The sequence below is a fragment of the Arthrobacter zhaoguopingii genome (assembly GCF_009828605.1).
Lineage (GTDB): Bacteria > Actinomycetota > Actinomycetes > Actinomycetales > Micrococcaceae > Arthrobacter_D > Arthrobacter_D zhaoguopingii.
This window is the reverse complement of sequence record NZ_WIAE01000005.1, coordinates 62,533-82,694: the sequence shown is the minus strand read 5'-3', so window position 1 is coordinate 82,694 and position 20,162 is coordinate 62,533. Positions and strand designations below refer to the sequence as shown.

The window sequence follows — 20,162 nt, the reverse complement described above, 5'->3', positions numbered from 1 at the left end:
GGCGGTCCGGCCCGGCCCGTAAGCCGTTGCCGCCTCCTCATCGGGCCGCAGCCCGTTCCGGGCGCCCGCCGCCGCCGTCGAGCTGCGGTCGAGCCGTCGCCGTCACCGTCAAGCCATGCCGGATGCCGGATGCCGGATGCCAGCGCCGGGGACACCTGCCCGCCCGCGGGCGGACATCCGCTGTCAGGGGCGCTGTCCGACAACTTCCGGGATCAGGGACCGGACGCTCTCCGGCTGGTCGGAGAGCACGACGATGTCGACCCGGCGGTTCAGCCTCAGGTCGGCCTCCGTGCGGCCCTCGTTCAGGGGCCGGGACTCGCCGTAGCCGCTGGCCTCCATGCGGGTGCTTTCCACCCCGCCCTGCTCGACCAGGTGCCGGACGACATTGACCGCACGCGCGGTCGACAGTTCCCAGTCGAGGACGTAGCGGTCGTCGGGGAGCTTGGCGGTGTGGCCCTCCACGGTGACCTCCCGCGTCGTCGTCTGCAGTTCCGGCGCGGTCGCGTCGAGCACCCGCTGGGCGGCGTCCGTCAGTTCCGCCCGGTCGGGGTTGAAGAAGGTCTCCGAGCTGACCATGCGGACGGTGAGGCCGCGTTCGTCGAGGGTGAAGCGGACGGTGTCCTCAAGACCCTCCTTCGTCAGGGCGGCCGTGATGCGCTCCTTAATGGCCTCGAGGTCGTCCACCTCCTGGATGGCGAGCTCGAGGTCGGTGAGGTCCTCGCCCTCCTCCTCGGCCAGCTCCGGCGGCAGGACGATGCCCTCGGCGGTGTCGACCTTGCCCACGTTCTCGACGCCGAAGCCGGTGGCCAGGGAGTTCTTGAGCTTCTCGAACTTCGCCACGTCCACCGAGGACATGGCGAACAGGACGATGAACAGGCACATCAGCACGGTGACCATGTCGGCGTAGGACACAGCCCAGCGCTCGTCGGCGTGGAACTCCTCGAGCTGGCTCGCGCGGTAGCCGCGGCGCGGGCCCCTACGGCTCACGCGGCCGCCTCAAGGTCGGAGGCGGTGGGGGGTCCTTCCTTCCGCTTCCCGCCCCGCTTATGGGGAGGAATCATGGCGGTGAGCCGTTCACCGAGGAGGATGGGCTGGGCCCCTTCCTGCACGGCGAGCAGGCCCTCCATCTGGAGGTTCATCTGTTCGAGCTCGAGCTCGGACAGCCGGGCGAGGCGCGCACCGATCGGCAGCCAGATGAAGTTGGCCGAGAGCAGGCCCCACAGGGTCGCCACGAAGGCCGCGGCGATCATGTGCCCGAGTTCCTCGGGGTTGGAGAGGTTCTCGAGGACATGGGTCAGAGACACGACCGTGCCGACGATCCCGACGGTCGGGGCGTACCCGCCGAGGCTGTTGTAGAACTTGGAGACGGCGTGGTTCGCCTTCCGGCGGGTGCTGATTTCGTCCTCGAGCAGGATGCGCAGGTCCTCGCCGTCGGTGCCGTCGGCGATGTTCTGCAGGCCGTTCTTCATGAAAGGATCGTCGGTTTCGGCCGCCTCGGCCTCAAGGGCCAGCAGGCCGTCGGCGCGGGCCTTCTCCGCGAACCGGATGATCTGGTCAACGCTGTCCTGCGGGGAGTCGGTCCGGCCGCGGAACGCCTTGGGCAGGGACTTCACCGCCTGGACGACATCCTTGATGGTCGAGCTGGCGATGCCGATGGCGATGGTGGCGCCAAGCACCAGGATCATCGGGGCGGGCAGCAGCAGGGAGCTGACGTGGGCGCCCTCCATGAAGATCATGGCGTAGAGGGAGCCGAACGCGAGGAGGAGACCGATCAGGGTTGCGGGATCCATGGCGCTACTTTCTGGGGCGCTGGCCGGCGGGACCGGGCAGGACGTCGTGCGGGTGGACAATGCTCAGGTGCGCCGGCTCCCGCCCGCTCTCGGCGCGGGCCTCCGTGCCGGTCGCCGGCCCGGTGAAGCTTCCCGCGGCGTCGCCGGCGTCGGCCAGGCGGTGGGCGTAGGTGAGGACCCGTGCGCGGAATTCCACGACGAGCGTGATCACCTCATCGAGGGACTCGGCGACGATGTGGCGCATCCCGTTGACCATGACGAGCGTGGTGTCGGGGCTGGCATGGATGCGCTCCACGAGATCGGGATTGATGCCGAACCGGTCTGTGCCGTTCAGCCGGGTCAGGACAATCATGGGTTCCGTTTCCGCGCGTTCTCGTGTCGGCGGCCCGGGCGGGCTGCTCCTTAGTAACAGTCGGCAGCCGAAGTGGTTTCGTAAGGTGCAGGGGCCCGGCCGGACGGCGGCCGTCGCATCCAGGGGTCGGCCCTGCGGGAGCGGTGCGGAGTCTCTGGCGTGCGCCCCGCCCTCCGCCGAAACTGCAGCTCTCCACGCATACGCGCCGCCGAAGGGTGGTTACGTGCCGTCTCGGCGGGCGGAGTCTCTGGCGTGCGGCGCGGAGGTGCCGAGCCGGGGCCTGGAATGCGCCGCTCCGGGGTGCCGAAAGTGCCATCTCCGGGAGCGTACGTGAGCGGTGCGCGTCATTTATGCTGAGCCGATGAGGAAGCGGGTGGTCTTCGCGGCGGCGGGATCGGTAGTTGCCGGACTCGCGGCGCTTCTGATTTGGCGAGGACCTCCTCTGCCGCCCGGCACCGTGAAAACAGTTGCTCGGATCCGCGCTGGCCCGGTGACGGGAGTCATCACCGGGGAATCCGGGTACGCCCGGTCCGGAGGGGTGCGGATCTGGTACGAGTCCATCCCTCCCGTTGGGCCCGAGAAGGGTGTTGTACTGCTCAACTCCTCCCTCGGAGTGGGCTCCCTATTTTGGCCGCCCGCGTTCCTCGGTGCCATGTCGGCGGCCGGATATCGGGTGGTCAGGTACGACCACCGTGGCGCCGGCGCGTCGAGTTGGATGACGGGCTGGAGCCGAAAGCATCCGTACTCTCTCATCGAGATGGCGAACGACGCGATTGCGGTGCTCGACGAACTTCGCATCGACCGCGTTCACGTGCTTGGACTCTCCCTCGGAGGTTTCGTCGCTCAGGAGGTTGCAATCGCGCACCCCGAGCGCGTCCTATCCCTCACCCTCATGTCAACATCCGCGGACCCAACCGACACCTCGCTGCCCGGACCCCGGACCTGGCCGCTGATCCGGTCCGCCCTAGCCAGTCTTCCTCTGCTCCGGTACCGCCTACTCGGCGGGGAATCGAATGTTGCGAAGGGGGTCCTCGCGGGGTTGGTCGCGCAAGGAAGTGACGAACCCGTCGACGTCGAGGCGTGGACCAGGATCGTTCTTTACGACCTGCGCGAACGCGGCGGGCTCAACCTCCGGGCGCTGAGGCAGCACCAGGCTGCCGTCGCCGTAACGCGCTCCCGATACCCGCTTTTGAACACGATTGCGGCGCCCACCCTCGTGATACATGGGACCGCCGATGCCTTCTTGCCGATCGAACACGGCCACCGACTCGCCGCAGCTATTCCCTCTGCCCACGGTCTCTGGCTGGAAGACGCTGGTCACCCGTTCCCATATCCAGGCATGCCCCGAGTGATGAGGGCAATCATGAGCCACCTCGACTCCGCGGCAACTGCGACTGGTTGCTCGGGCGCTCCTCTGTGAACTAGAGTGAGTAAGTACTCACTTACCACGTTCGGTCCGCCTTGGGTGTTTCTTCAAGACCCGCGGACAGAACATGGTCCAGTGCAACGAAGAGGAGATAGTAATGAGTAGTTCTGGAGCAGATTCGGGCACGGTTCTTGTGACAGGTGCAACAGGTACGACGGGGAGTCGGGTGCTCAGGCTCCTTCTCCGAGCGGGAGTAGCGGCTCGGGGTGCAACGAGGTCTCCTGGCAGCAACCGCGATCTCGTGAAGTTCGACTGGTCGGATCCGACGACGTACGCCGCTGCCAGCAAAGGGTGCAGTGCCCTCTATCTCGTTGCTCCCGTTGCCGAGCCGGCAGCGCTCGACCTGGTCAAAGCCTTCACTTCTGTCGCGAAGGCAAACGGGGTAAAACGGGTCGTTGTCCTGAGTTCTTCCTCGCTTCCGACCGATGATGAGTCCATCGGGCATCCTCTGATCGAGATCGCGCGGTACGTGCGCTCCGAGTTCGAACAAGTCGCCGTCTTGCGGCCCTCCTGGTTCATGTCCAACATGATCGGTTCCACACCGCTTGCACGCGCGATTCGTGACCGCGCCGTCGTTGTCTCCGCCACCGGCGAGGCGAAGGTGGCGTTCATCGATCCAGATGACATCGCCGAGGTCGCCGTGAAGATGCTGCAGGAGGACGAGGAAGCGTTCCCCGCCGGCGATGCTGTGCTGACAGGGCCCAGCACCCATAGCTTCCGTGAGGTGGCCTCGCTCATCTCGCGCGAGGTAGGGCACCAGATTTCTCATCTTGCCTTGGATATTGACGACTTTGCGTCGTTTTTGGTGGAGAGCGGTGTTCCCGCCATTCCTGCTCGTGAACTTGCCGCCTTGGACCGGGTCGTTGCCGCCGGCGCTGAGGATCGAGTCACAGACACCGTCGAACGGATCCTCGGGCGCCCGGCTCACCACCTCGAGCAGTACATCAGGTCACACGCCGATGAATTGCGGGACCAGGGAGGGGCGGGTCCCGACCGGGAAGCGGCGCGTGATGCACTGTCAACGATGGCGTGGCTCGTTGACCGGGGGCGGTGGCAGGACCTCGAAGCTCTCTTCACACAGGAAGTCAGCCTCGACTACTCACGCGCCCGAGGCACGAGCTCGATTATCAGCCGAACCGAACTCGTGAAGAACTGGCGGGAACGACTCGACCCGTTGGAGGCATCGCAGCATGTCCTCGGAGGCATTCGAGCGTCGGTGACTGGAGACGTTGCCCGCGTCTCGGCAAATGTACTGGCTTATCTCCTTGCTCGCCCGACCGACGGGGGAACCGGCGAACTTACAAAAAACGGAGGTCAGTGGGAAGTCGAAATGGTGGTCCGGGAAGGTAGTTGGAGAATTCAAAGCATGACGGCATCTCTGAGTTGGGCCGAGGGACGACAGGATGTCCTGGAGGGGGAACAGAGCCGCAGCTCACACGCCTGAGGCTCGAAGACTGTCGGCCCAGGCGCTCCTTTCTTCCGGGGTGGGATCCAACGCATTGACACTGTTGATGAGCTGACCGATGGCAAGATATTGCTGGATTTCTACGTCCGTCGCACCAAGGCGCCGACGGAGAAAATCGACCTGGTCGGAATAGCATTCAGCCACGGCCTGACGAAGCGCCGGCACCGAGGATGCGGCGGTCGCATGAAGCAGGACCATCGCCGCATTTCGATCAATCCCCGTACGCGCAGCGCGTTCTCGTAATACATCACCTGCCGAGAACGGGCGTCCGGACGCCTCGAAGCTTTCAAGGCTTTCCAGGATCGCTGCCCTCAACCGCAGCTTGACCTCCTCAAGGACCGCGACAAAGAGAGCCTCCTTGCTCGGCCAGATCTTGTAGAGGTAACCCTCAGACAGATTGGCTGCTCCGGCGATGGCGGCTGTCGTCGTGCCGTAATATCCACGAACACCGAATACCTCAAGAGCTGCATCGATGATCTCGGCACGCCGTTCGGTGCTTGTGGACAATCGACGCGACTTGGCTTCCATTCTGGAAGGGTAGCAAGTGTGGGAGGCGGTGCCCGCCACGCTGCTTGAGCTCGGAACTGCTGCCGATGGGACCTTCACCGCGCATCCCAGGCCCTCGCGGCCCTTCGCGGACCTCGTGAGAAGGCCCCGCCCTTATGGGCAGGGCCTTCTCACGCTGTCTTGCGCTCCGGTCGATGCTCAGATGCTGTTGGAGATGCGCTCGTAATCCAGTTCGCCGTCACGGGTCTGGACGCCGGCGGCGAGGAGTTTATCGGCCAGCTCGAAAACCTCGTCGCCGAATGCTGCGTATAGAGAGGTGTTTTCGACGGCGTAGGCGTCCAATGGCACTGCCGGTGCCATGGCGTTGACGGTTGTTTTAACTGCAGAGATGACCTCCGGGCGAAGCTGCGCGATGCGACGCGCAAGAGCATCAACGTGTGCGTCGATCGCATCGGCGGGCAGGGCCCGGTTGATAAGGCCGTACCGCTCGGCGAGCTCCGCGTCGACAAGTTCAGCTCCCAGGATGAGTTCCAAGGCTCGGGCGCGGCCGATGAGACGGGTCATATTCACGGTGCCGCCGCCGCCGGGAAGAATGCCCATCTGCACCTCGGGCTGGGCCTGTCCGGACCTGCCGATCGCCGCGAACCGCATGTCGAGGCTCATCAGGAACTCATTGCCCGCGCCGCGGGCGAAACCTGCGAGCTTGCCGATCGTTACCTGGGGCAGGTTCCGCACATCCTCGCTCAAAGCCTGGAGGATGTTCAGGCCCTCCGGGACATCCCAGCCGGGTGCGGCCGCGATGGCCGCGTTGGTGGCCGCTGGAAGGGCCTCGGGATCTGTCAGGTAGCCCATGTCCCCATGAGCGATGAAGAACTCCGGATCGGCCGACTGGAAGACGATGACCCGGACAGCGGCGTCGTCGTGCACCCGGTAGAGAAATCCGCGCAGCGAGGGCAGCAGGACACCATCCATCAGGTTCAGCGGCGGGTGGTCCATCGTCACCGTGGCAATCCCCTCGTCGACGGAAACGTGGAGTCCAGGCAGGTTGTCGTAAGTCAAAATATCTCGATTCGAAAGGGCCGCACGCAGCCGAAGGGTGGAGATGCCGCACCATGGGCACTCCAGCGTCATTCGTGACACTGAGTACCACTCTAGCGCGTGAATTCCATTCATGGAACACAGGGTAGAATGGAGGCATGCCTCCTAGTCCTGTCAGTGTTCGAGCCATCAGTAAGCACGCGGTCCGGGCAGAGCTCGCACGCGTTGCGTTCAACGAGTTCTGCGCAACCGGCTTCAATCAGGTCACTTTTGCTGACCTGGCGGGGGCTACCGGAGTATCGCGAAGCACGTTCCTGCGGTACTTCACGAACAAGGAAGACGTCGTCCTGTTTCTCTTCGATCCGATCGGCGACACCATCGTCGAAGCCCTGGCCTCCGATGCCCGGTCGGACGATGACTGGCATGCGCTGCGGCGCGCGTTGAATCCGGTAGTGGACTTCCTGCGGCGGGACACAAGCGAAGTCATGGCATTCCTGGACCTGATCTACGAGACACCAGCACTCAGCGCCCGGTTCCGGGAGAAGCAGTTCGACTGGCGGCCGAATATTGTCCGCGCACTGCAACAAACCCATGCCGCACGGGATGAGTTATTTGTCACCCAGGTTCGGGTAGCGGCGGCGATGGAGTGCTTTGCGGCGGCGCTGGCGGTCTGGCGGGAATCAGAAGGGCGGAAGGACCTCTCGACGCTGATCGACACTTCCTTCAGCGCCCTGGATCCCACCATCGCAGTTCAGACCAGTTAACCGGCTGCGCCGCTGCTGCCAACGTGCTGTAACCACCGTCAGCAGGTGCCCGAAGCCCACAAGTGCCGGGTCGTTGGCGCTGGATGCTGGTATCGGCGATGAACTGCGGCCAGGGCGGTCCCGGCGGCAGAATCCCCGGATCAATTACGGCTTGAGGCACCAATCATGCCGGGACCGACCGACCAGCACATCCTCATCCTGCAACGTGGCCTGGCTGTGACGAAGGCGACGGGGAGCCAGTGTGCATGCTCGCCGGTGTCGCTGCACGATCACGATCGGCCGGCGTCGGCAGGGTGAGAATGTCTGCGCCGCCCTCGGTGATGGCGATGGTGTGCTCGCTGTGCGCCGCCCGGCTGCCTGTCGCACTGCGCAGTGTCCACCCGTCGGCGTCGGTGATGAGCGTGGCGGTGTCGGCCATCACCCACGGCTCCAGTGCGAGCAGCAGCCCCGGGCGCAGTGTGTAGCCGCGGCCCGGCCGGCCGGTGTTCGCAACATGCGGGTCCTGGTGCATGGTTGATCCGATGCCATGGCCGCCGAACTCGGTGTTGATCGGGTATCCCGCCTCGCGGAGGACCGAACCGATGGCGTGTGAGATATCACCGATGCGGGCCCCTGGTCCTGCTGCGGCTATCCCTGCGGTGAGTGCCCGTTCGGTTGCGTTGATCATGGCGACGCCTTCCGGAGGCTTCGTGTCGCCCACGATGAAGCTGATGGCAGAGTCTGCTGCGATTCCGCCTTTGGTGATGGCAAGGTCCAGGGTCAGCAGGTCGCCGTCGGCCAGCGCGTAGTTGTGCGGCAGCCCATGAAGGACGGCGTCGTTGACCGACGTGCAGATGTAGTGGCCGAACGGGCCGCGCCCGAACGACGGTGCGTAGTCGACGTAGCAGGACGTCGCTCCCGCCTCGGCGATCATGGTCTTGGCCCACCGGTCGAGATCGAGCAGGTTCGTGCCGACCCTGCTGCGGTGCCGCAGCGTCTGCAGGACGTCGGCGACCAGGGCGCCGGTCTCCCTGGCTCGAGATAGTTCTGCCGGGGTGAGGATCTCGATCATGGGTGCACCTTCCGTGTGTGACCAATAACTATACCGGTAAGAGTATCCCGGATAGGATCGACGGCATGGTCAGGTTGCCGCTTACTCCCGAAGATCTCGAACGTGGACAGAGACTGGGCGCGCTGATGCGTCTCGCAAGGGGAGAACAATCCATGCTCCACACGGCCCTGGCTGCGGGTGTCTCACCGGAAACCCTCAGGAAGATCGAGTCGGGCCGTGTAGCGACTCCCGCTTTTCCGACAATCGCGGCGATCGCAGAGGTTCTCGGGCTGTCCCTCGATGCAGTGTGGGCAGAAATCAACCGCCCGGAGGGCGGTGCGGACCCGGCCCGGTAAGGACGATGCGCGCGAACCGCTCGCCTCCTGAGCTCCGTCTCCGCGGCGGTGCAGGAGGCACGCAGCGGAACACAAAAGCAGGGCTTCATGGTCACCTCATGTCCCGGACAGCCGAAGGGTGTGGTCCTGAGGGGCACTCTGCCCGTCCGGCCAATCCGGCAGGAGTCGAAGGCGCCGCACGTCAGTCGAGGATGGCGGTGGCTTCGACCTCGACGAGAACATCCGGTTCGAAGAGGGATTCGACTCCGATCAATGATGCGGGAGGCATCGGCAACGGCAGGGCGAGTTCCTCTGCGACGGAGTTGATGCCCGCCATGAAGGCATCAATCTTTTCAGGGGCCCAGCCCGTCACGTAAAAGGTGAGGCGGACGACGTCATCGAAGGTGGCGCCGGTGCTGGCCAGGCCTTGGTGGACGTTGCGGAGGGCCGAGGCGACCTGCCCGGCGAGGTCGCCTGAATTCTGTGGTCCTCCGTCCTGGTTCGTGGCAACCTGACCGGCGATGTGCACGTGGCGGGTGCCGGTGGCGACGGCGACGTGGTGGTAAGGGGTTGAGGGCATCATGCCCTTAGGCGATGACAGGCGAACGCTCAATGGAATCTCCTTCAGTGCGAATTGGTATCCTTAAGGTACTTGGTATGTTTTGGACACTTCAACGAGACTAGGTTTCATGTCGGATACTGATCCCCATCCCACGGAGCGCTTCGAGCTGAGTGCGCCGCATCGTGAGCTGCTAGATCAGGTGCTCGATAAGTGGTCGCTGCAGGTGCTGGGAGAGTTGTGTGAGCGGCCCTGCCGCTTCAATGAGTTGCGCCGGGCCATCCCGGCAGTCACGCAGAAATCGTTGACCGGCACCCTGCGCCGGCTTGAACGCAATGGCGTTGTCGAACGCGTCGTTCTCGACGCCCGGCCGGTGGCGGTGGAGTACCGCATCACGGCGTTGGGCAAGACCCTTCGAGCGCCCGTCGATACGATCCTGGAATGGGCGGCGGTTCATCTGCCCGGCATTGAGGCGGCGCGCGGCCGCTACGATGCGGATGTCCGCTGACGCGGAGACAGGAGAAGGACAGTACGCCGTTCCATCTCAAATCGGGCGTGACGAATCGATCGGTCACGGCTGGGAAGCGGCGAAACCGCCCCTGCGGTGGGCAGCTTGCCTCCCGCTGCGGTGTGGCTGGGCGCGCTGTCCGACCTGGGCGGTGGAGGGGTCTTTGGTCATCGCCTCGCCGGTTATCGAGATGGTGCCCCTTCCCGCGGGCTGCGCCGGGGTAGGGGGCACCATTGTGAGGAGACAACTCGGGCTCCGGACATAACCCTGGAGTGGAGCCATCCTCGTAGTTCCTCGGGAGACAGCCGATTCTTCCGGAAATCTACCGCTTGAGGTTCGTCAGTTCCTGAAGGACCTCGTCCGAGGTGGTGATGACGCGCGCATTGGACTGGAAACCGCGCTGGGCCACGATGAGGTTCGTGAACTCCTGCGACAGGTCCACATTGGACATCTCGAGGAAGCCACTGGCGATGGTGCCGAATCCCGGCGAGCCGGCCGTGCCGAGCGCCGGATTGCCGGAGTTGGCGGTGGCCCGGAAGGTGGAACCGCCGGCCTTCTCCAGGCCGCCGGGGTTGGTGAAGGTGGCCAGGGCGATCTGGCCGATGACAATCCGGCTGCCGTTGCTGAACGCGCCGGTGATGCTTCCGTCCTTGCCCAGGGCGAAGGACTCGAGGGTGCCAGCGGCGCGCCCGTCCTGCGCCGAGACCTTCACCGTGCTCAGGCCCGCGAACCCGGTCACCCCGGTGAGGTCGACGTCGACCCCGCCAACGGTCAGCGCGCCGCCTCCCGTGAGCTTGCCGTCGGTGAAGGTGAGGGCGGTGGTGCCCGTCGCGGCGCCGTCGGCACCGTTGACGTTCCAGCCACCGGCGGTGCGGGTGAAGGTCAGGGACAGGGTGCGTACGTTGCCCGATGCGTCGTAGACCTTGACGTCGCGCACCAGGGAGGACCCGACGGCGGATTCGGCCGGGAGGTTGCCGTCGATGGTCGCGCTGCTGGTCGCCACGGCCGGGGCGGTGTTCTGACCCAGGACGATGTTGCTGACGGCTCCGCCCTTCTGCACGACGCCGTTGACGGCAGGCCAGCCCTGGAGGAAGGCGCCGTCGGGGGTGACCAGGCGCCCGCGCTCGTCGAAGTCGGCGTCGAAGGAGCCGGCCCGGCTGTAGACCTGCTGGCCGCCGGAGTTCAGGACGAAGAAGCCGTCGCCGGAGATCATCAGGTCCGTTGCCTTGCCGGTGGCCTGAGCGGAGCCCTGGGCGAAGTTGGTCGAGATCCCGGCGACCTGCACACCCAGGCCGATCTGGGCGGGGTTGGTGCCGCCGCGGTTGTCGTCACCGCCGCCGGCTGCCTGCTGCAGCTGCGAGAGGGTGTCCTGGAACTGCACGGAGGAGGACTTGAAGCCGTTCGTGTTGACGTTCGCGATGTTGTTGCCGGTGACATCGAGCATCGTTTGGTGGGAACGCATGCCGGAGATGCCGGAGAAGAGTGAGCGGAGCATGGTGCTTCCTTCCGAAAGAGGGAGAGTGCGGGTGGATGGTGCTAGGAGACGATGCCGGAGATTTGGTCCAGGGGGACCGTAGCGTCACCGACCTTGACGCGGGGGACGGCGCCTTCGAAGGACACCGAGGACGCGGTGCCGGTGACCTCCGTGCCGTCCTCCTTGGCGTAGCTGACCTTCTTGCCGATGAGCGCGGCCGCGGCCGCGCGCATCTGCAGGCCGAAGGCCTCCTCGCCTTGAGCGGAGAGTTCGGTGAGCCGCTCCATCATGGCCAGCTGCGTGGTCTGGCCGATCATGGCGTTGGTGTCCATGGGGGAGCCGGGGTCCTGGTGCTGCAGCTGCGTGACGAGCAGGGTCATGAAGACCTTGCTGTCCATCTGCTGCTGCGGCGCGCGGGACGGCGCCGTGGCGTACATCCCGCCGGGGGCCGGCGCTGCTACTGGGTCGATGGGCACGAGTTCTCCATTTCTCAGGCCATCACATTCAGTGAGGGCGCGTCGTCGGAAAGGCGGGGGCGGCGGTCGGGCTGCGGGGCGTCGTCGTCCCGGCCCGCGGGGGACCGGCCCGGGTGCTGCTGGGCGGGACCGCGCCGCGAGCCCTCCGCCCCCGGTTCGCCGGGCTGGTTGCGGGAGGACAGGTCGAGGCTGGCGTTCAGGCCGGAGCCGGCCAGGTCCCGCTTGAGCTCAGCGAGCACCGCCTTCAGGGCGTCCCTGCCTCCATCGGTGGGAGCGAAGAGCTCAACCCGGACGCTGCTGTCCGCACCGATGAGTGCCCGGACCGTCACCGGGCCGAGGTCCTCGGGGGTGACCTTCAGCACCAGAACGTGCTCGCCCGGGGCCTTGCCCGCCAGGGCCGTCACCGGCCGGGACAGCTGGGTGGCGAGGGCGGCCGGCGGCGCGGCGGGGGCAGCAGGGTGCCCGGTGCCCGGAACTGGAGATACGGCCGGCGCTTGGAAGCTGCCGGCGGGGGGCTGAAGGCCCGGGGCCGGCCCCTGCAGGTGCGGCGCGGTTCCCGCGGGGGCGGCCGGTGCAAGGCCGTCGGGCGCGGGGGCACCGGGGGCCGGGGCCGCCGAGGTGGGCGTGCCGGGGGCAGTGCCTGCGGCGCCGCTGCCTGCCGGGCCGGGGTGGAACGCCGCACCGGCGGAGGCCGGTGCGGCGGGATCGGGAGCCACGACCGTGCCGGCTGCGGAGACCGGCTGCGCGCCCGTGGCCGGCACCGGTCCGGGGGCACCGGACGGCTGAGCCGCGGGTGCACCGGAAGTGGTGCCCGCTCCTGACGCAGCAGCATGGGATGCCGTGGCGGGTGCCTGCCCGGGCAGCACCGGGGGCGGTGGCGCCGGCGTCGGCATCCCGGATCCTGCGGCCGCTCCAGCGACGGCGGTTGCGGAAGCGGCTGCCGCGGCCGAGCCGGGAGCGGTTCCGGCGGGGGCCACCGTTCCAGTACCGGGCAGTACCGCTGTGGGCACCACGCGGTTGGCGGAGGGTGCCGCGTCCGCGTCCGCTCCGGTCGTCCCGGGTGCCTGGGTGCCGGCCGATGAATGCATGGTGTCGGTGGTTCCGGCGGCCGTGGTCCTCGCCGGACCGGTACCACCGCCTGCGGTGACGAGGCCCGGTGTGCAGAATTCGACCCCTGCCACCTCTGCTGACACCGTGCCGGCCGGAGCCGGATCGGCAGGAAGCGCGGGGGCGCCTTCGGTGGACGCGGCGGTGTCCTGTGATGGCTGCTCGGAACCGCCGTCAGCGGGTTCGGCCCCGCCGGCAGGTGCACCTTCCGGTGCGGTGCGACCGACCGCACCGGAAGTTTGCGGGCCAGTGCCGGGCCCGCTCACGCCTGCCTCACCGGGCGTCGTGCTTCCGGTGGGGCCGGTGCGGGAATCGGTAGGAGCGGAGAAGTCGGCCGGGCGGCGCGCTTCGGCAGGATCCGGACGCCCGGCATCGCGGTCGGCCAGAGCATTGCGGTCGGCCTGAGCATTGCGGTCGCCCGAGGGACGGGCGGCCCCGGCGCTGCGGTCGGACGCGGAACCCGGGCGCCCTGCAGGCCGGGCAAGCGCCTCGCCGAGGGCCGAGGCGAAGGCCCCGGCCTCGCCGGCACCCGACCCGCTGCGCGGCCGGGCCGCGGGGGCCGACGCCGGTGCGGACGCCCCTGCCGTCCCGCTCAAGCCCAGCGCCGTGCCGCTCATCCTGCGGCTCCGGCGGACGCCGCACCGAAGGAGGAACCGGCGGGCAGGATCCGCCGGATGGCCGTGACGTTCGAATCGTTCTCCCAGGCGTCCCGGATCTGGATGGTTGAGCCGGGCTGGGGGGCATCGACGGCCTTCCCGTTGCCCAGGTAGATCGACACGTGCCCGGTGTTGAAGGTGAACAGCAGGTCGCCGGGGCGCGCCTCGGCCATCGACGCCACGGGCGTGCCCTGGTTGACCTGGTCCCAGGTGGTGCGGGGCAGCTCGTAGCCGAGGTCCCGGAAGACGTGCTGGACGAAGCTCGAGCAGTCAAGGCCGGCCGCCGGGTCGTTGCCGCCCCAGATGTAGGGCAGGCCCAGGTATTTCCGGGCCGCAGCCTCCACTGAGGACGCCGACCCGCCGCCTGCGCCTCCCGCGGCCGGGGCGGCCGGACCGGCCGGACCAGTGAGGCCGGGTACGCCGGGGACCGCGGACGCACCGGCGCCGCCGGCGGTCACCCCGGCGTTCGACAGCGCCTCAGCGAACACCGAGGCGTTCGCCGCCGCCTCGGCGGCCGCTGCGGGGGAGGCCTGCCCGGCGCGGCCCGGGGCCTCTGCGGAGGCCGGGGTCCCCATTGAGGAATTGAGGGTACCGAGGGTGCCCTGGATCTGCTGGATCCGCTCGAGGGCGGTGGCCATGCTCATCGTCCGGCACCCCGCGCTGCATGCCGGGCCGACGAGGTGAGCTCATCGAGGAACAGCTGCTCGGCGCGGAGGTCGGCCGCGGCCTCGCGCACCGAATGCTTTGCCTCGAGTTTCTCAAGCCCGATCGAGCGCGCCCGGGCCGTCGAAAAGGCGGCCTGTGCCTGCTCGGCCGCTTCCCGGCGGGTGCGCTCGAGGTCCTCAAGATCCGCGAGCAGGGTGCGGGCCGCGGCCCGGGATGCGGCGATCGCCGCGAGGGTCTCGGGGCCCGTGGCCTCCGACGCGGTGGTCTCGAGGTCGATGCGTGCCTTCGCCTGCCGGTCGGCGGTTTCGGCGACCCTTGCGTTCGCCGCGGCGAGGTCGCCGGCGGCCTCGTCCTGTTCGAGCCGGCGCAGGCGGAGCAGCCCGGCGAGCCGGAAGGTCTGGGTCATGGAGTACCTCCGAGGGATTGGGCGAGGAGGGCGAGTCGGTTCCAGGCATCCGCCGTCGGCGTCTGGTCGTCCATGCCCTGCTGAAGGAAGGCGTTGATCTGGTTTTCGTGGGCCAGCGCCGCGTCGACGAGCGGGTTGGAGCCGCTGCGGTAGGCGCCGACGTCGATCAGGTCCTGGGCCTGGCGCCGGGCGGCGAGGACCTTCCGCAGGGTCAGGGCGAGGCTGCTGTAGTCCTTCGGGTTGACCTTCGAGGCGACGCGGGAGATGGAGCCGAGGACGTCGATCGAGGGGAAGTGCCCGGCCACGGCCAGCCGGCGGTCGAGGACGAGGTGACCGTCGAGGATGGAGCGTGCGGCGTCGGCGATCGGTTCGTTGTGGTCGTCGCCGTCCACCAGCACCGTGTACATGCCGGTGACCGAGCCCGAGGTGTCCGTGCCGGCGCGTTCGAGCAGCCGGGAAAGCACGGAGAAGGTGGACGGCGGGTAGCCGCGGGTGGCGGGAGGCTCCCCGACGGACAGGCCGATCTCGCGCTGCGCCATGGCCACCCGGGTCAGGGAATCCATCAGCAGGACGACGTCGGCCCCGCGGTCACGGAAGGACTCGGCGATGCGGGTGGCGGTGAACGCCGCCCGCAGGCGCATTAGGGCGGGTTCGTCCGAGGTTGCGACGACGACGATGGAGCGGGCCAGGCCCTCGGCGCCCAGGTCGTCCTCGAGGAATTCGCGCACCTCCCGGCCGCGCTCGCCGACGAGCGCGATCACCGAGACCTCGGCGTCGGTGCCGCGGGCGATCATCGACAGCAGCGAGGACTTGCCGACGCCGGAGCCGGCGAACAGGCCCATCCGCTGGCCCTTGCCGATGGTGGTGAGGGTGTCGACCGCGCGCACGCCGGTGGCGAGCACGTCGGTGATCCGGGCCCGTCCCATGGCGCTGGGGGATTCCTTGTCGAGCGCCACGAAGCCGTCGGCCTCCACCGGGCCGCGGCCGTCGATGGGCTGGCCCAGCCCGTCGAGCACCCTGCCGAAGAGCCCGGCACCGGTGGGCACGAGGACGGCCGCCGTGGCGGCGCGCACGGGCAGGCCGGTGCCGAGGCCGCTGACCGGGGCGAGCGGCATGCAGCGCAGCCGGGGCCCCTCGGCGGCGACGACCTCGGTGATGACTTCCCGGCCGCCGTCGCCGACGGTCAGCAGGTCCCCGACGGCCCCGGCGAGCCCCGACACCTCGAGGCCGAGCCCGACGACGGAGGTCACGGTGCCGACCTGTTCCGGGGCGCCCACGCGGACGGCGGTGGCGAAGCGTCCGGCGTGCGGCCGCCACGCCGTCGTACTCATGCGGCACCGCCGGCGAGGGCGGCGCGGACCCGGGCCACCGCGGTGCTGATGCGGGCGTCGAGGAACCCGTCGGGGTATTCGGCCACGGCGTCACCGGCGGCCAGGGCCGGGTCGGCGACCAGCTGCACCTCCGGCGGGCACACCCCGGCCGCGGTCAGCCGCGCCAGGTCGGCCGGGTGGAGCCGCACGGTGTGGACGGCGAAGGGCAGGGGCGCGTTCAGCGCCCGGGCCACGATGGACCGGGTGGAGTTCCCGCCGTCGGCCAGCTCGTAGCCGATCACGGCCTCGGCCAGCTCGAACGCCGCGGCGGCGAGGGCGTCCTCGACGGAGTCGATCACCGGAACGGAGGCTGCGGTGAGGGCGGAGGCCGCCGAGCGCAGCACTCCGAGGGCCGCGTCGATGCGCGCGGCGGCCGTGCGGGCGGCCGCGAGCCGTTCCTCGTCGGCCTGCTCCGCTGCCGCGGCGGCATGGGCCGCCGCTTCCCGCAGGCCAGCGGCGTAGCCTGCGGCGTGGCCGCGGACTCGGCTTTCGGCCTCGAGGCGTTCGCGCTCGGGGTCGCGCAGCGAAGGGTAGGCGAGAGGGGAGAAGGCTTCCTCAGTAGACAAGGTCGTCCTCCTCGCCGCGGCGCACGGTGATCGAGCCCTCCGCCTCGAGGGCGCGGATGGCGCGCACAATGTCAGCGCGGGCCTCCTCGACCTGGGAGGCGCGCACCGGCCCGGTAGCGTTCATCTCGGCCTGGAGCATTTCCTTATTGCGCTCGGACACGTTCTTCTGGATGGTCTCGACGACGGCGGCGGGGGCCCCGCGCATAGCCACGGCGAGCAGGGCCGGATCGATGCCGCGCAGGATGGCCTGGATGTCGCGGCGTTCGAGCTTGACGATGTCGGCGAAGGTGAGCATCCGGGAGCGCACCTCCTCGGCCAGTTCCGGGTCGCGCTCCTCGAGTTCCTGGAGCAGGGCTTTCTCGATGGCGACGTCGGAGCGGTTGATGATGTCCACGAGGGGCTGGATGCCGCCGACGGCCTCGAAGGTCTTCCGCGGCGCGAGAATCGCACCGGCCCGAAGCTTGAGGATGTCGGCGACGATCGTGAGCGCCTCCGGGGACGCCGCGCCCATGGTGGCAAGGCACTGGGCGACGTCGGCGCGCTGGGACTCGCCCAGGCCCGCCAGCACCGCCGACGCCGTGTCCGGCCGGAGGTGGGCGAGCACGAGGGCGATGGTCTGGGGGAGCTCGCCGTCGAGGATGCCCAGCAGCTGGCCGGGTTCGGCGTTGGCGAGGAACTCGAAGGACTTCCCGGCCATGGTGGAGGCCATCCGGGTCATCAGCCCGGCGGCCTTCTCCTGCCCGAAGGACGCCTGGAGCAGGCCGGCGGCGAAGTCCCGCCCGCCCCGGGCAGGCCGCTTGCCCTGGACCGTCACCTCGTGGAAGTCGATGATGACCTTCTCCGCGGTGTCCGGGTTCACCGAGCGCAGCTTCACGATCTCCGAGGCGACGTCCTCGGCCTCGGCCTCCGTGAAGTGCTGCATCACCTGCACCGCCCGCTCCTGGGACATCTGCATCAGGATGACGGCGGCCTTCTGGATCCCGGTGAGGTCGATATCCGTTTCGCTCATACCGGGACCTTTTCGTCCATCAGGTCACGCAGGTAGTCGGCGGTCTTCTTCGGGTCACGGGCGGCGAGGGATTCGATCTCGTTGCGGGCCAGTTCGGCCGCGGCCGGTTCGGCCGGCGGCAGCGGGGCCGGGGCCGGGGCCGACGGCAGCACCACGCCGATTGACGACGTCGTGGGCGCCGGCTCGATCGGGGTGACGGCGGGCAGGTCAAGCTCGAACGGCGCCGCGAGCGGCCGCTCGCCCAGATCGATCAGCTCACGGCGCTGGCGGCGGTTCCGCACGGCGAAGACGATCACGACGATGAGCACCAGCAGCACGGCGCCAATGGCGTAGAACCCGGTGCGCAGCAGCTCGGCGTTCCGGGCGTCCTCCTCGGCGGCCTTGGCCTCGGCCAGGGCGGCGGCGGCCTCGTCGGCTCCGGCGGTATTGAACGGCAGGACCTCGACGGCGACGGCGTCCCCGCGCTCCTCGTCGATGCCGGCGGCGGTGTTCACCAGCCCGGTCAGGGCGGCCAGGTCGAGGCCGCGGGCGGCCTCGGCGTCAAGGGCCACCGAGACGGTCTGCCGGTTGAGGGAGCCGGCGGGGATCGCCGTCGTCTCGGTCGTCTTGTTGAGCGCGTTGTTGCGGGTGCTTGTTTCGGAGTCGAAGGTGCCGTCGCCGTTGCCGCCGTCGGGCACGGCGATGTTGTCCGGGCCCAGCACGCCGGCTCCGCCGCCGCCGGTCCCGGTGTAGGTCTCGGTGGTCGTGGACTCGTTCAGCGCCGGTGCGTCCTCGGGGGTGGTGAAGGTTTCCTCGAGCCGCTCCCCGGATTCGTTGTTCATGTCCGCGGCGACGGCGACCGACGCGTTGCCCGGGCCGAGCACCCGGTCGAGCATCGCCTGCACGGCGCCGGAGACGCGCTGTTCATAGTTGGAGGCCTGCTTGTCGGAGGAGCCGGTGGCGCCGACGCCCACGGCCGACAGGACGGTGCCGCGCGAGTCGATGACGGCCACGTTCTTGGCCTGCATCCCCTCGAGGGAGGCCGAGGTCAGGTGGACGATGGCCTGCACCTGGTCGTCGCTGAGTTCGGCGGCGCTGCGGGTTTCGACGAACACCGAGGCGGTGGGGTCGGCCTTTTCCTTGGTGAACACCGTGGCCTCGGGAATGGCCAGCTGCACGGAGGCGGTCTTGACGCCCTCCATCCCCTCGATGGTGGCGGCGAGTTCCCCTTCGAGGGCGCGCTTGTAGGTGACGGACTGCTGGAACTCGGAGGAGGTCACGCCCATGTCGTCAAGCAGTGAGTAGCCGCCGGTCGACTCCGAGGGAAGCCCCGCGGAGGCGGCCTTCAGCCGCTGGTCGTAGACGTTCGCCTCGGGCACGAGGATGGTGGAGCCGCCGCTGGTGATTTCGTAGGGCACCCCGTCGGTGCGCAGCTGCTCCACGATGATGCTTGCATCCTCCGCCTGGAGCCCCGAGAACAGGGGGGTGTAGGCGGGCTTGGTGAGCCAGGAGGTGAGCAGCACCGAACCGAGGACGAGCACGGCGACCCCGAGCAGGGCCAGGGTCTTCTGGGCCAGGGAGAATTCCCGAACCGTCCCGGCCACGCGCGCCATCGAGGCCGGCAGGAGGGAGGCCATCAGGCCTGCATCCGCATGATCTCATTGAACGCGTCGACGCCCTTGTTGCGGACGGCGGCGACGAGTTCAAGGGACACCGCGGCCCGCGTCGAGGCGATGGTGGCGTCGTGGATGTCGTCGAGGTTCCCGCTGGCGGCCTTCAGCGACAGGGTGTCGGACGCACCCGAGAGTGCCTGCACGTTGTCCACGGCGGCGGTCAGGACTGAGGCGAAGGCCGACCCGTCGGTCGAAGGGGCCGGGGCGGTGGCGGGCACGTAGCCCGTGGCGGTGATCGCCTGGACGGGGGTCAGCGGTGCGGGGGCCATCAGGACCTTCCAATCTGGAGTGCGGCTTCGTAGGTGGTTTTGGCGCGGTCGACGACGGCGGCGTTGGCCTCGTAGCCGCGCTGGGCCATGATGAGCATCGACATCTGTTCGCCCATGTCGATGTCGGGGTAGCGGACGTACCCATCCTCGTCGGCCAGGGGGTGGTCGGGTTCGTGGACCATGCGCCCCTCGGCGTCGCCCCACTCCGCCCCGCGGACGTACACCCCGCCGACGCCGGCGCCTTCCTGCGCGACGATGTAGCGGGCCTGGAAGGCAGCACCGTCGGTGCTGGTGGCCGTGTTGATGTTGGCGAGGTTGTCCGACACGGCGTCGAGCCACTTGCGGTGCACGGAGAGGGAGGTCCCGGCGATGCCGATCGCGTCGAAGGTCATCAGTGGGTCCTCATCGCCGTGCGGACATTGTTGAACGTTCCTTCAACGGCGCGTGCCGCGAACTGGTACCGCAGCACCGTGTCGATATTCGAGAGGGTTTCGGTGTCGAGGTTCACGTTGTTCCCGTTCAGCTTCGTCGGCTCCAGGGACCGCTGCATCTCGCTCTGGGCCGCGCCGCTGCCGGCGCGGACGGAGGCGGTCAGGGCCTCTTCGAACTTGACGCGGCGTGCGGTGTAGCCGGGGGTGTTCACATTGGCGATGTTGCTGGCGATGGCCTTTTGGCGCAGCGCCAGCCCGTCGAGCGCACTGTGAAGTCCCAGAGAGGTGATGGATTCGAACACGGCG

General features: G+C 68.4%; 23 protein-coding genes and 1 pseudogene. 5 read left to right on the top strand and 19 right to left on the bottom strand.

Features of this window, described 5'->3' with window-relative positions:
- Positions 1–183: 183 nt before the first annotated feature.
- The 3 genes from GVV77_RS07860 to GVV77_RS07850 are packed head-to-tail and all read right to left on the bottom strand — an operon-like array spanning position 184 to position 2,142.
- Positions 184–987 carry an OmpA/MotB family protein gene (locus tag GVV77_RS07860; RefSeq protein ID WP_246199699.1) on the bottom strand — a complete coding sequence of 268 codons (804 nt, stop codon included), beginning with the start codon at positions 985–987 and terminating at the stop codon, positions 184–186.
- Complete coding sequence (locus GVV77_RS07855; RefSeq protein WP_159617588.1) at positions 984–1,790, bottom strand: motility protein A; 807 nt, start codon at positions 1,788–1,790, stop codon at positions 984–986. The genes GVV77_RS07860 and GVV77_RS07855 overlap by 4 nt, the downstream gene beginning before the upstream one ends.
- A gap of 4 nt (positions 1,791–1,794) precedes the next feature.
- Positions 1,795–2,142 (bottom strand): flagellar FlbD family protein, encoded by a 348-nt coding sequence (locus tag GVV77_RS07850; protein WP_159617587.1) that lies wholly within the window; start codon positions 2,140–2,142, stop codon positions 1,795–1,797.
- Between the two features lie 361 nt (positions 2,143–2,503).
- On the opposite strand from GVV77_RS07850, the gene GVV77_RS07845 reads away from it, so the two are divergent.
- Both GVV77_RS07845 and GVV77_RS07840 read left to right on the top strand, forming a co-directional pair.
- Positions 2,504–3,562 carry an alpha/beta fold hydrolase gene (locus GVV77_RS07845; RefSeq protein WP_159617586.1) on the top strand — a complete coding sequence of 353 codons (1,059 nt, stop codon included), beginning with the start codon at positions 2,504–2,506 and terminating at the stop codon, positions 3,560–3,562.
- A gap of 73 nt (positions 3,563–3,635) precedes the next feature.
- The gene (locus GVV77_RS07840) at positions 3,636–5,012 is read left to right on the top strand and encodes a nuclear transport factor 2 family protein (RefSeq protein WP_343033048.1); all 1,377 of its coding nucleotides are present in this window, start codon (positions 3,636–3,638) and stop codon (positions 5,010–5,012) included.
- Here GVV77_RS07840 and GVV77_RS07835 read toward each other — a convergent pair.
- Both GVV77_RS07835 and GVV77_RS07830 read right to left on the bottom strand, forming a co-directional pair.
- The gene (locus GVV77_RS07835; protein ID WP_159617584.1) at positions 5,001–5,561 is read right to left on the bottom strand and encodes a TetR/AcrR family transcriptional regulator; all 561 of its coding nucleotides are present in this window, start codon (positions 5,559–5,561) and stop codon (positions 5,001–5,003) included. The two genes, GVV77_RS07840 and GVV77_RS07835, sit on opposite strands and share 12 nt — an antisense overlap.
- A gap of 177 nt (positions 5,562–5,738) precedes the next feature.
- Positions 5,739–6,599, bottom strand: a complete 861-nt coding sequence (locus GVV77_RS07830; RefSeq protein WP_159617583.1) for an enoyl-CoA hydratase/isomerase family protein — start codon at positions 6,597–6,599, stop codon at positions 5,739–5,741.
- Between the two features lie 137 nt (positions 6,600–6,736).
- Between GVV77_RS07830 and GVV77_RS07825 the strand changes: the two genes are divergently transcribed.
- Complete coding sequence (locus tag GVV77_RS07825; protein WP_159617582.1) at positions 6,737–7,342, top strand: TetR/AcrR family transcriptional regulator; 606 nt, start codon at positions 6,737–6,739, stop codon at positions 7,340–7,342.
- A gap of 193 nt (positions 7,343–7,535) precedes the next feature.
- On the opposite strand, the gene map is transcribed toward GVV77_RS07825, so the two are convergent.
- Positions 7,536–8,393, bottom strand: a complete 858-nt coding sequence (map, locus tag GVV77_RS07820) for a type I methionyl aminopeptidase (RefSeq protein ID WP_159617581.1) — start codon at positions 8,391–8,393, stop codon at positions 7,536–7,538.
- A gap of 65 nt (positions 8,394–8,458) precedes the next feature.
- Between map and GVV77_RS07815 the strand changes: the two are divergent.
- Positions 8,459–8,759, top strand: a pseudogene (locus GVV77_RS07815) (helix-turn-helix transcriptional regulator).
- 150 nt (positions 8,760–8,909) lie between these two features.
- Here the strand turns inward: GVV77_RS07815 and GVV77_RS07810 are convergent.
- Entirely contained in the window at positions 8,910–9,320 is a 411-nt protein-coding gene (locus GVV77_RS07810) for a RidA family protein (protein ID WP_159617580.1), read from the bottom strand.
- Between the two features lie 76 nt (positions 9,321–9,396).
- On the opposite strand from GVV77_RS07810, the gene GVV77_RS07805 reads away from it, so the two are divergent.
- Complete coding sequence (locus tag GVV77_RS07805; RefSeq protein WP_159617579.1) at positions 9,397–9,774, top strand: winged helix-turn-helix transcriptional regulator; 378 nt, start codon at positions 9,397–9,399, stop codon at positions 9,772–9,774.
- Between the two features lie 322 nt (positions 9,775–10,096).
- Here the strand turns inward: GVV77_RS07805 and GVV77_RS07800 are convergent, their stop codons facing one another.
- From GVV77_RS07800 to flgB, 12 genes are read right to left on the bottom strand one after another with little or no spacing between them, the layout of a single operon-like run.
- Positions 10,097–11,269 carry a flagellar hook protein FlgE gene (locus tag GVV77_RS07800; RefSeq protein WP_159617578.1) on the bottom strand — a complete coding sequence of 391 codons (1,173 nt, stop codon included), beginning with the start codon at positions 11,267–11,269 and terminating at the stop codon, positions 10,097–10,099.
- A 41-nt stretch (positions 11,270–11,310) separates the two neighbouring features.
- Entirely contained in the window at positions 11,311–11,724 is a 414-nt protein-coding gene (locus GVV77_RS07795; RefSeq protein WP_246199698.1) for a flagellar hook assembly protein FlgD, read from the bottom strand.
- A gap of 14 nt (positions 11,725–11,738) precedes the next feature.
- The gene (locus GVV77_RS07790) at positions 11,739–13,448 is read right to left on the bottom strand and encodes a flagellar hook-length control protein FliK (protein ID WP_159617577.1); all 1,710 of its coding nucleotides are present in this window, start codon (positions 13,446–13,448) and stop codon (positions 11,739–11,741) included.
- Complete coding sequence (locus GVV77_RS07785) at positions 13,445–14,131, bottom strand: C40 family peptidase (RefSeq protein WP_159617576.1); 687 nt, start codon at positions 14,129–14,131, stop codon at positions 13,445–13,447. Before GVV77_RS07785 ends, GVV77_RS07790 begins: the two co-directional genes overlap by 4 nt.
- On the bottom strand, positions 14,128–14,559 hold the full coding sequence (locus GVV77_RS07780) for a hypothetical protein (protein WP_159617575.1): 432 nt from the start codon (positions 14,557–14,559) through the stop codon (positions 14,128–14,130). The genes GVV77_RS07785 and GVV77_RS07780 overlap by 4 nt, the downstream gene beginning before the upstream one ends.
- A complete protein-coding gene (locus GVV77_RS07775) occupies positions 14,556–15,890 on the bottom strand; it encodes a FliI/YscN family ATPase (RefSeq protein ID WP_159617574.1) in 1,335 nt (444 codons plus the stop codon). Before GVV77_RS07775 ends, GVV77_RS07780 begins: the two co-directional genes overlap by 4 nt.
- Positions 15,887–16,495 (bottom strand): FliH/SctL family protein, encoded by a 609-nt coding sequence (locus GVV77_RS07770; RefSeq protein ID WP_159617573.1) that lies wholly within the window; start codon positions 16,493–16,495, stop codon positions 15,887–15,889. The genes GVV77_RS07775 and GVV77_RS07770 overlap by 4 nt, the downstream gene beginning before the upstream one ends.
- Positions 16,485–17,504, bottom strand: coding sequence for a flagellar motor switch protein FliG (gene fliG, locus GVV77_RS07765; RefSeq protein ID WP_120164896.1), 1,020 nt, complete (start codon positions 17,502–17,504; stop codon positions 16,485–16,487). The genes GVV77_RS07770 and fliG overlap by 11 nt, the downstream gene beginning before the upstream one ends.
- On the bottom strand, positions 17,501–19,120 hold the full coding sequence (gene fliF, locus GVV77_RS07760) for a flagellar basal-body MS-ring/collar protein FliF (RefSeq protein ID WP_159617572.1): 1,620 nt from the start codon (positions 19,118–19,120) through the stop codon (positions 17,501–17,503). The genes fliG and fliF overlap by 4 nt, the downstream gene beginning before the upstream one ends.
- Positions 19,120–19,425: a flagellar hook-basal body complex protein FliE gene (gene fliE, locus GVV77_RS07755; RefSeq protein ID WP_159617571.1), complete on the bottom strand. Its 306-nt coding sequence runs from the start codon at positions 19,423–19,425 to the stop codon at positions 19,120–19,122. Before fliE ends, fliF begins: the two co-directional genes overlap by 1 nt.
- Entirely contained in the window at positions 19,425–19,817 is a 393-nt protein-coding gene (locus tag GVV77_RS07750) for a flagellar basal body rod protein FlgC (protein WP_159617570.1), read from the bottom strand. Before GVV77_RS07750 ends, fliE begins: the two co-directional genes overlap by 1 nt.
- Positions 19,817–20,158 carry a flagellar basal body rod protein FlgB gene (flgB, locus tag GVV77_RS07745; RefSeq protein WP_159617569.1) on the bottom strand — a complete coding sequence of 114 codons (342 nt, stop codon included), beginning with the start codon at positions 20,156–20,158 and terminating at the stop codon, positions 19,817–19,819. Before flgB ends, GVV77_RS07750 begins: the two co-directional genes overlap by 1 nt.
- Positions 20,159–20,162 lie beyond the last annotated feature (4 nt).

What these genes read in the sequence shown, in the direction of transcription:
- GVV77_RS07855 (WP_159617588.1), bottom strand. Translation starts at nt 1,790, where the DNA reads ATGGATCCCGCAACCCTGATCGGTCTCCTCCTCGCGTTCGGCTCCCTC.
- GVV77_RS07850 (WP_159617587.1), bottom strand. Translation starts at nt 2,142, where the DNA reads ATGATTGTCCTGACCCGGCTGAACGGCACAGACCGGTTCGGCATCAAT.
- GVV77_RS07845 (WP_159617586.1), top strand. Translation starts at nt 2,504, where the DNA reads ATGAGGAAGCGGGTGGTCTTCGCGGCGGCGGGATCGGTAGTTGCCGGA.
- GVV77_RS07840 (WP_343033048.1), top strand. Translation starts at nt 3,636, where the DNA reads ATGGTCCAGTGCAACGAAGAGGAGATAGTAATGAGTAGTTCTGGAGCA.
- GVV77_RS07835 (WP_159617584.1), bottom strand. Translation starts at nt 5,561, where the DNA reads ATGGAAGCCAAGTCGCGTCGATTGTCCACAAGCACCGAACGGCGTGCC.
- GVV77_RS07825 (WP_159617582.1), top strand. Translation starts at nt 6,737, where the DNA reads ATGCCTCCTAGTCCTGTCAGTGTTCGAGCCATCAGTAAGCACGCGGTC.
- map (WP_159617581.1), bottom strand. Translation starts at nt 8,393, where the DNA reads ATGATCGAGATCCTCACCCCGGCAGAACTATCTCGAGCCAGGGAGACC.
- GVV77_RS07805 (WP_159617579.1), top strand. Translation starts at nt 9,397, where the DNA reads ATGTCGGATACTGATCCCCATCCCACGGAGCGCTTCGAGCTGAGTGCG.
- GVV77_RS07800 (WP_159617578.1), bottom strand. Translation starts at nt 11,269, where the DNA reads ATGCTCCGCTCACTCTTCTCCGGCATCTCCGGCATGCGTTCCCACCAA.
- GVV77_RS07790 (WP_159617577.1), bottom strand. Translation starts at nt 13,448, where the DNA reads ATGAGCGGCACGGCGCTGGGCTTGAGCGGGACGGCAGGGGCGTCCGCA.
- GVV77_RS07785 (WP_159617576.1), bottom strand. Translation starts at nt 14,131, where the DNA reads ATGAGCATGGCCACCGCCCTCGAGCGGATCCAGCAGATCCAGGGCACC.
- GVV77_RS07780 (WP_159617575.1), bottom strand. Translation starts at nt 14,559, where the DNA reads ATGACCCAGACCTTCCGGCTCGCCGGGCTGCTCCGCCTGCGCCGGCTC.
- GVV77_RS07775 (WP_159617574.1), bottom strand. Translation starts at nt 15,890, where the DNA reads ATGAGTACGACGGCGTGGCGGCCGCACGCCGGACGCTTCGCCACCGCC.
- fliG (WP_120164896.1), bottom strand. Translation starts at nt 17,504, where the DNA reads ATGAGCGAAACGGATATCGACCTCACCGGGATCCAGAAGGCCGCCGTC.
- fliF (WP_159617572.1), bottom strand. Translation starts at nt 19,120, where the DNA reads ATGGCCTCCCTCCTGCCGGCCTCGATGGCGCGCGTGGCCGGGACGGTT.
- fliE (WP_159617571.1), bottom strand. Translation starts at nt 19,425, where the DNA reads ATGGCCCCCGCACCGCTGACCCCCGTCCAGGCGATCACCGCCACGGGC.
- GVV77_RS07750 (WP_159617570.1), bottom strand. Translation starts at nt 19,817, where the DNA reads ATGACCTTCGACGCGATCGGCATCGCCGGGACCTCCCTCTCCGTGCAC.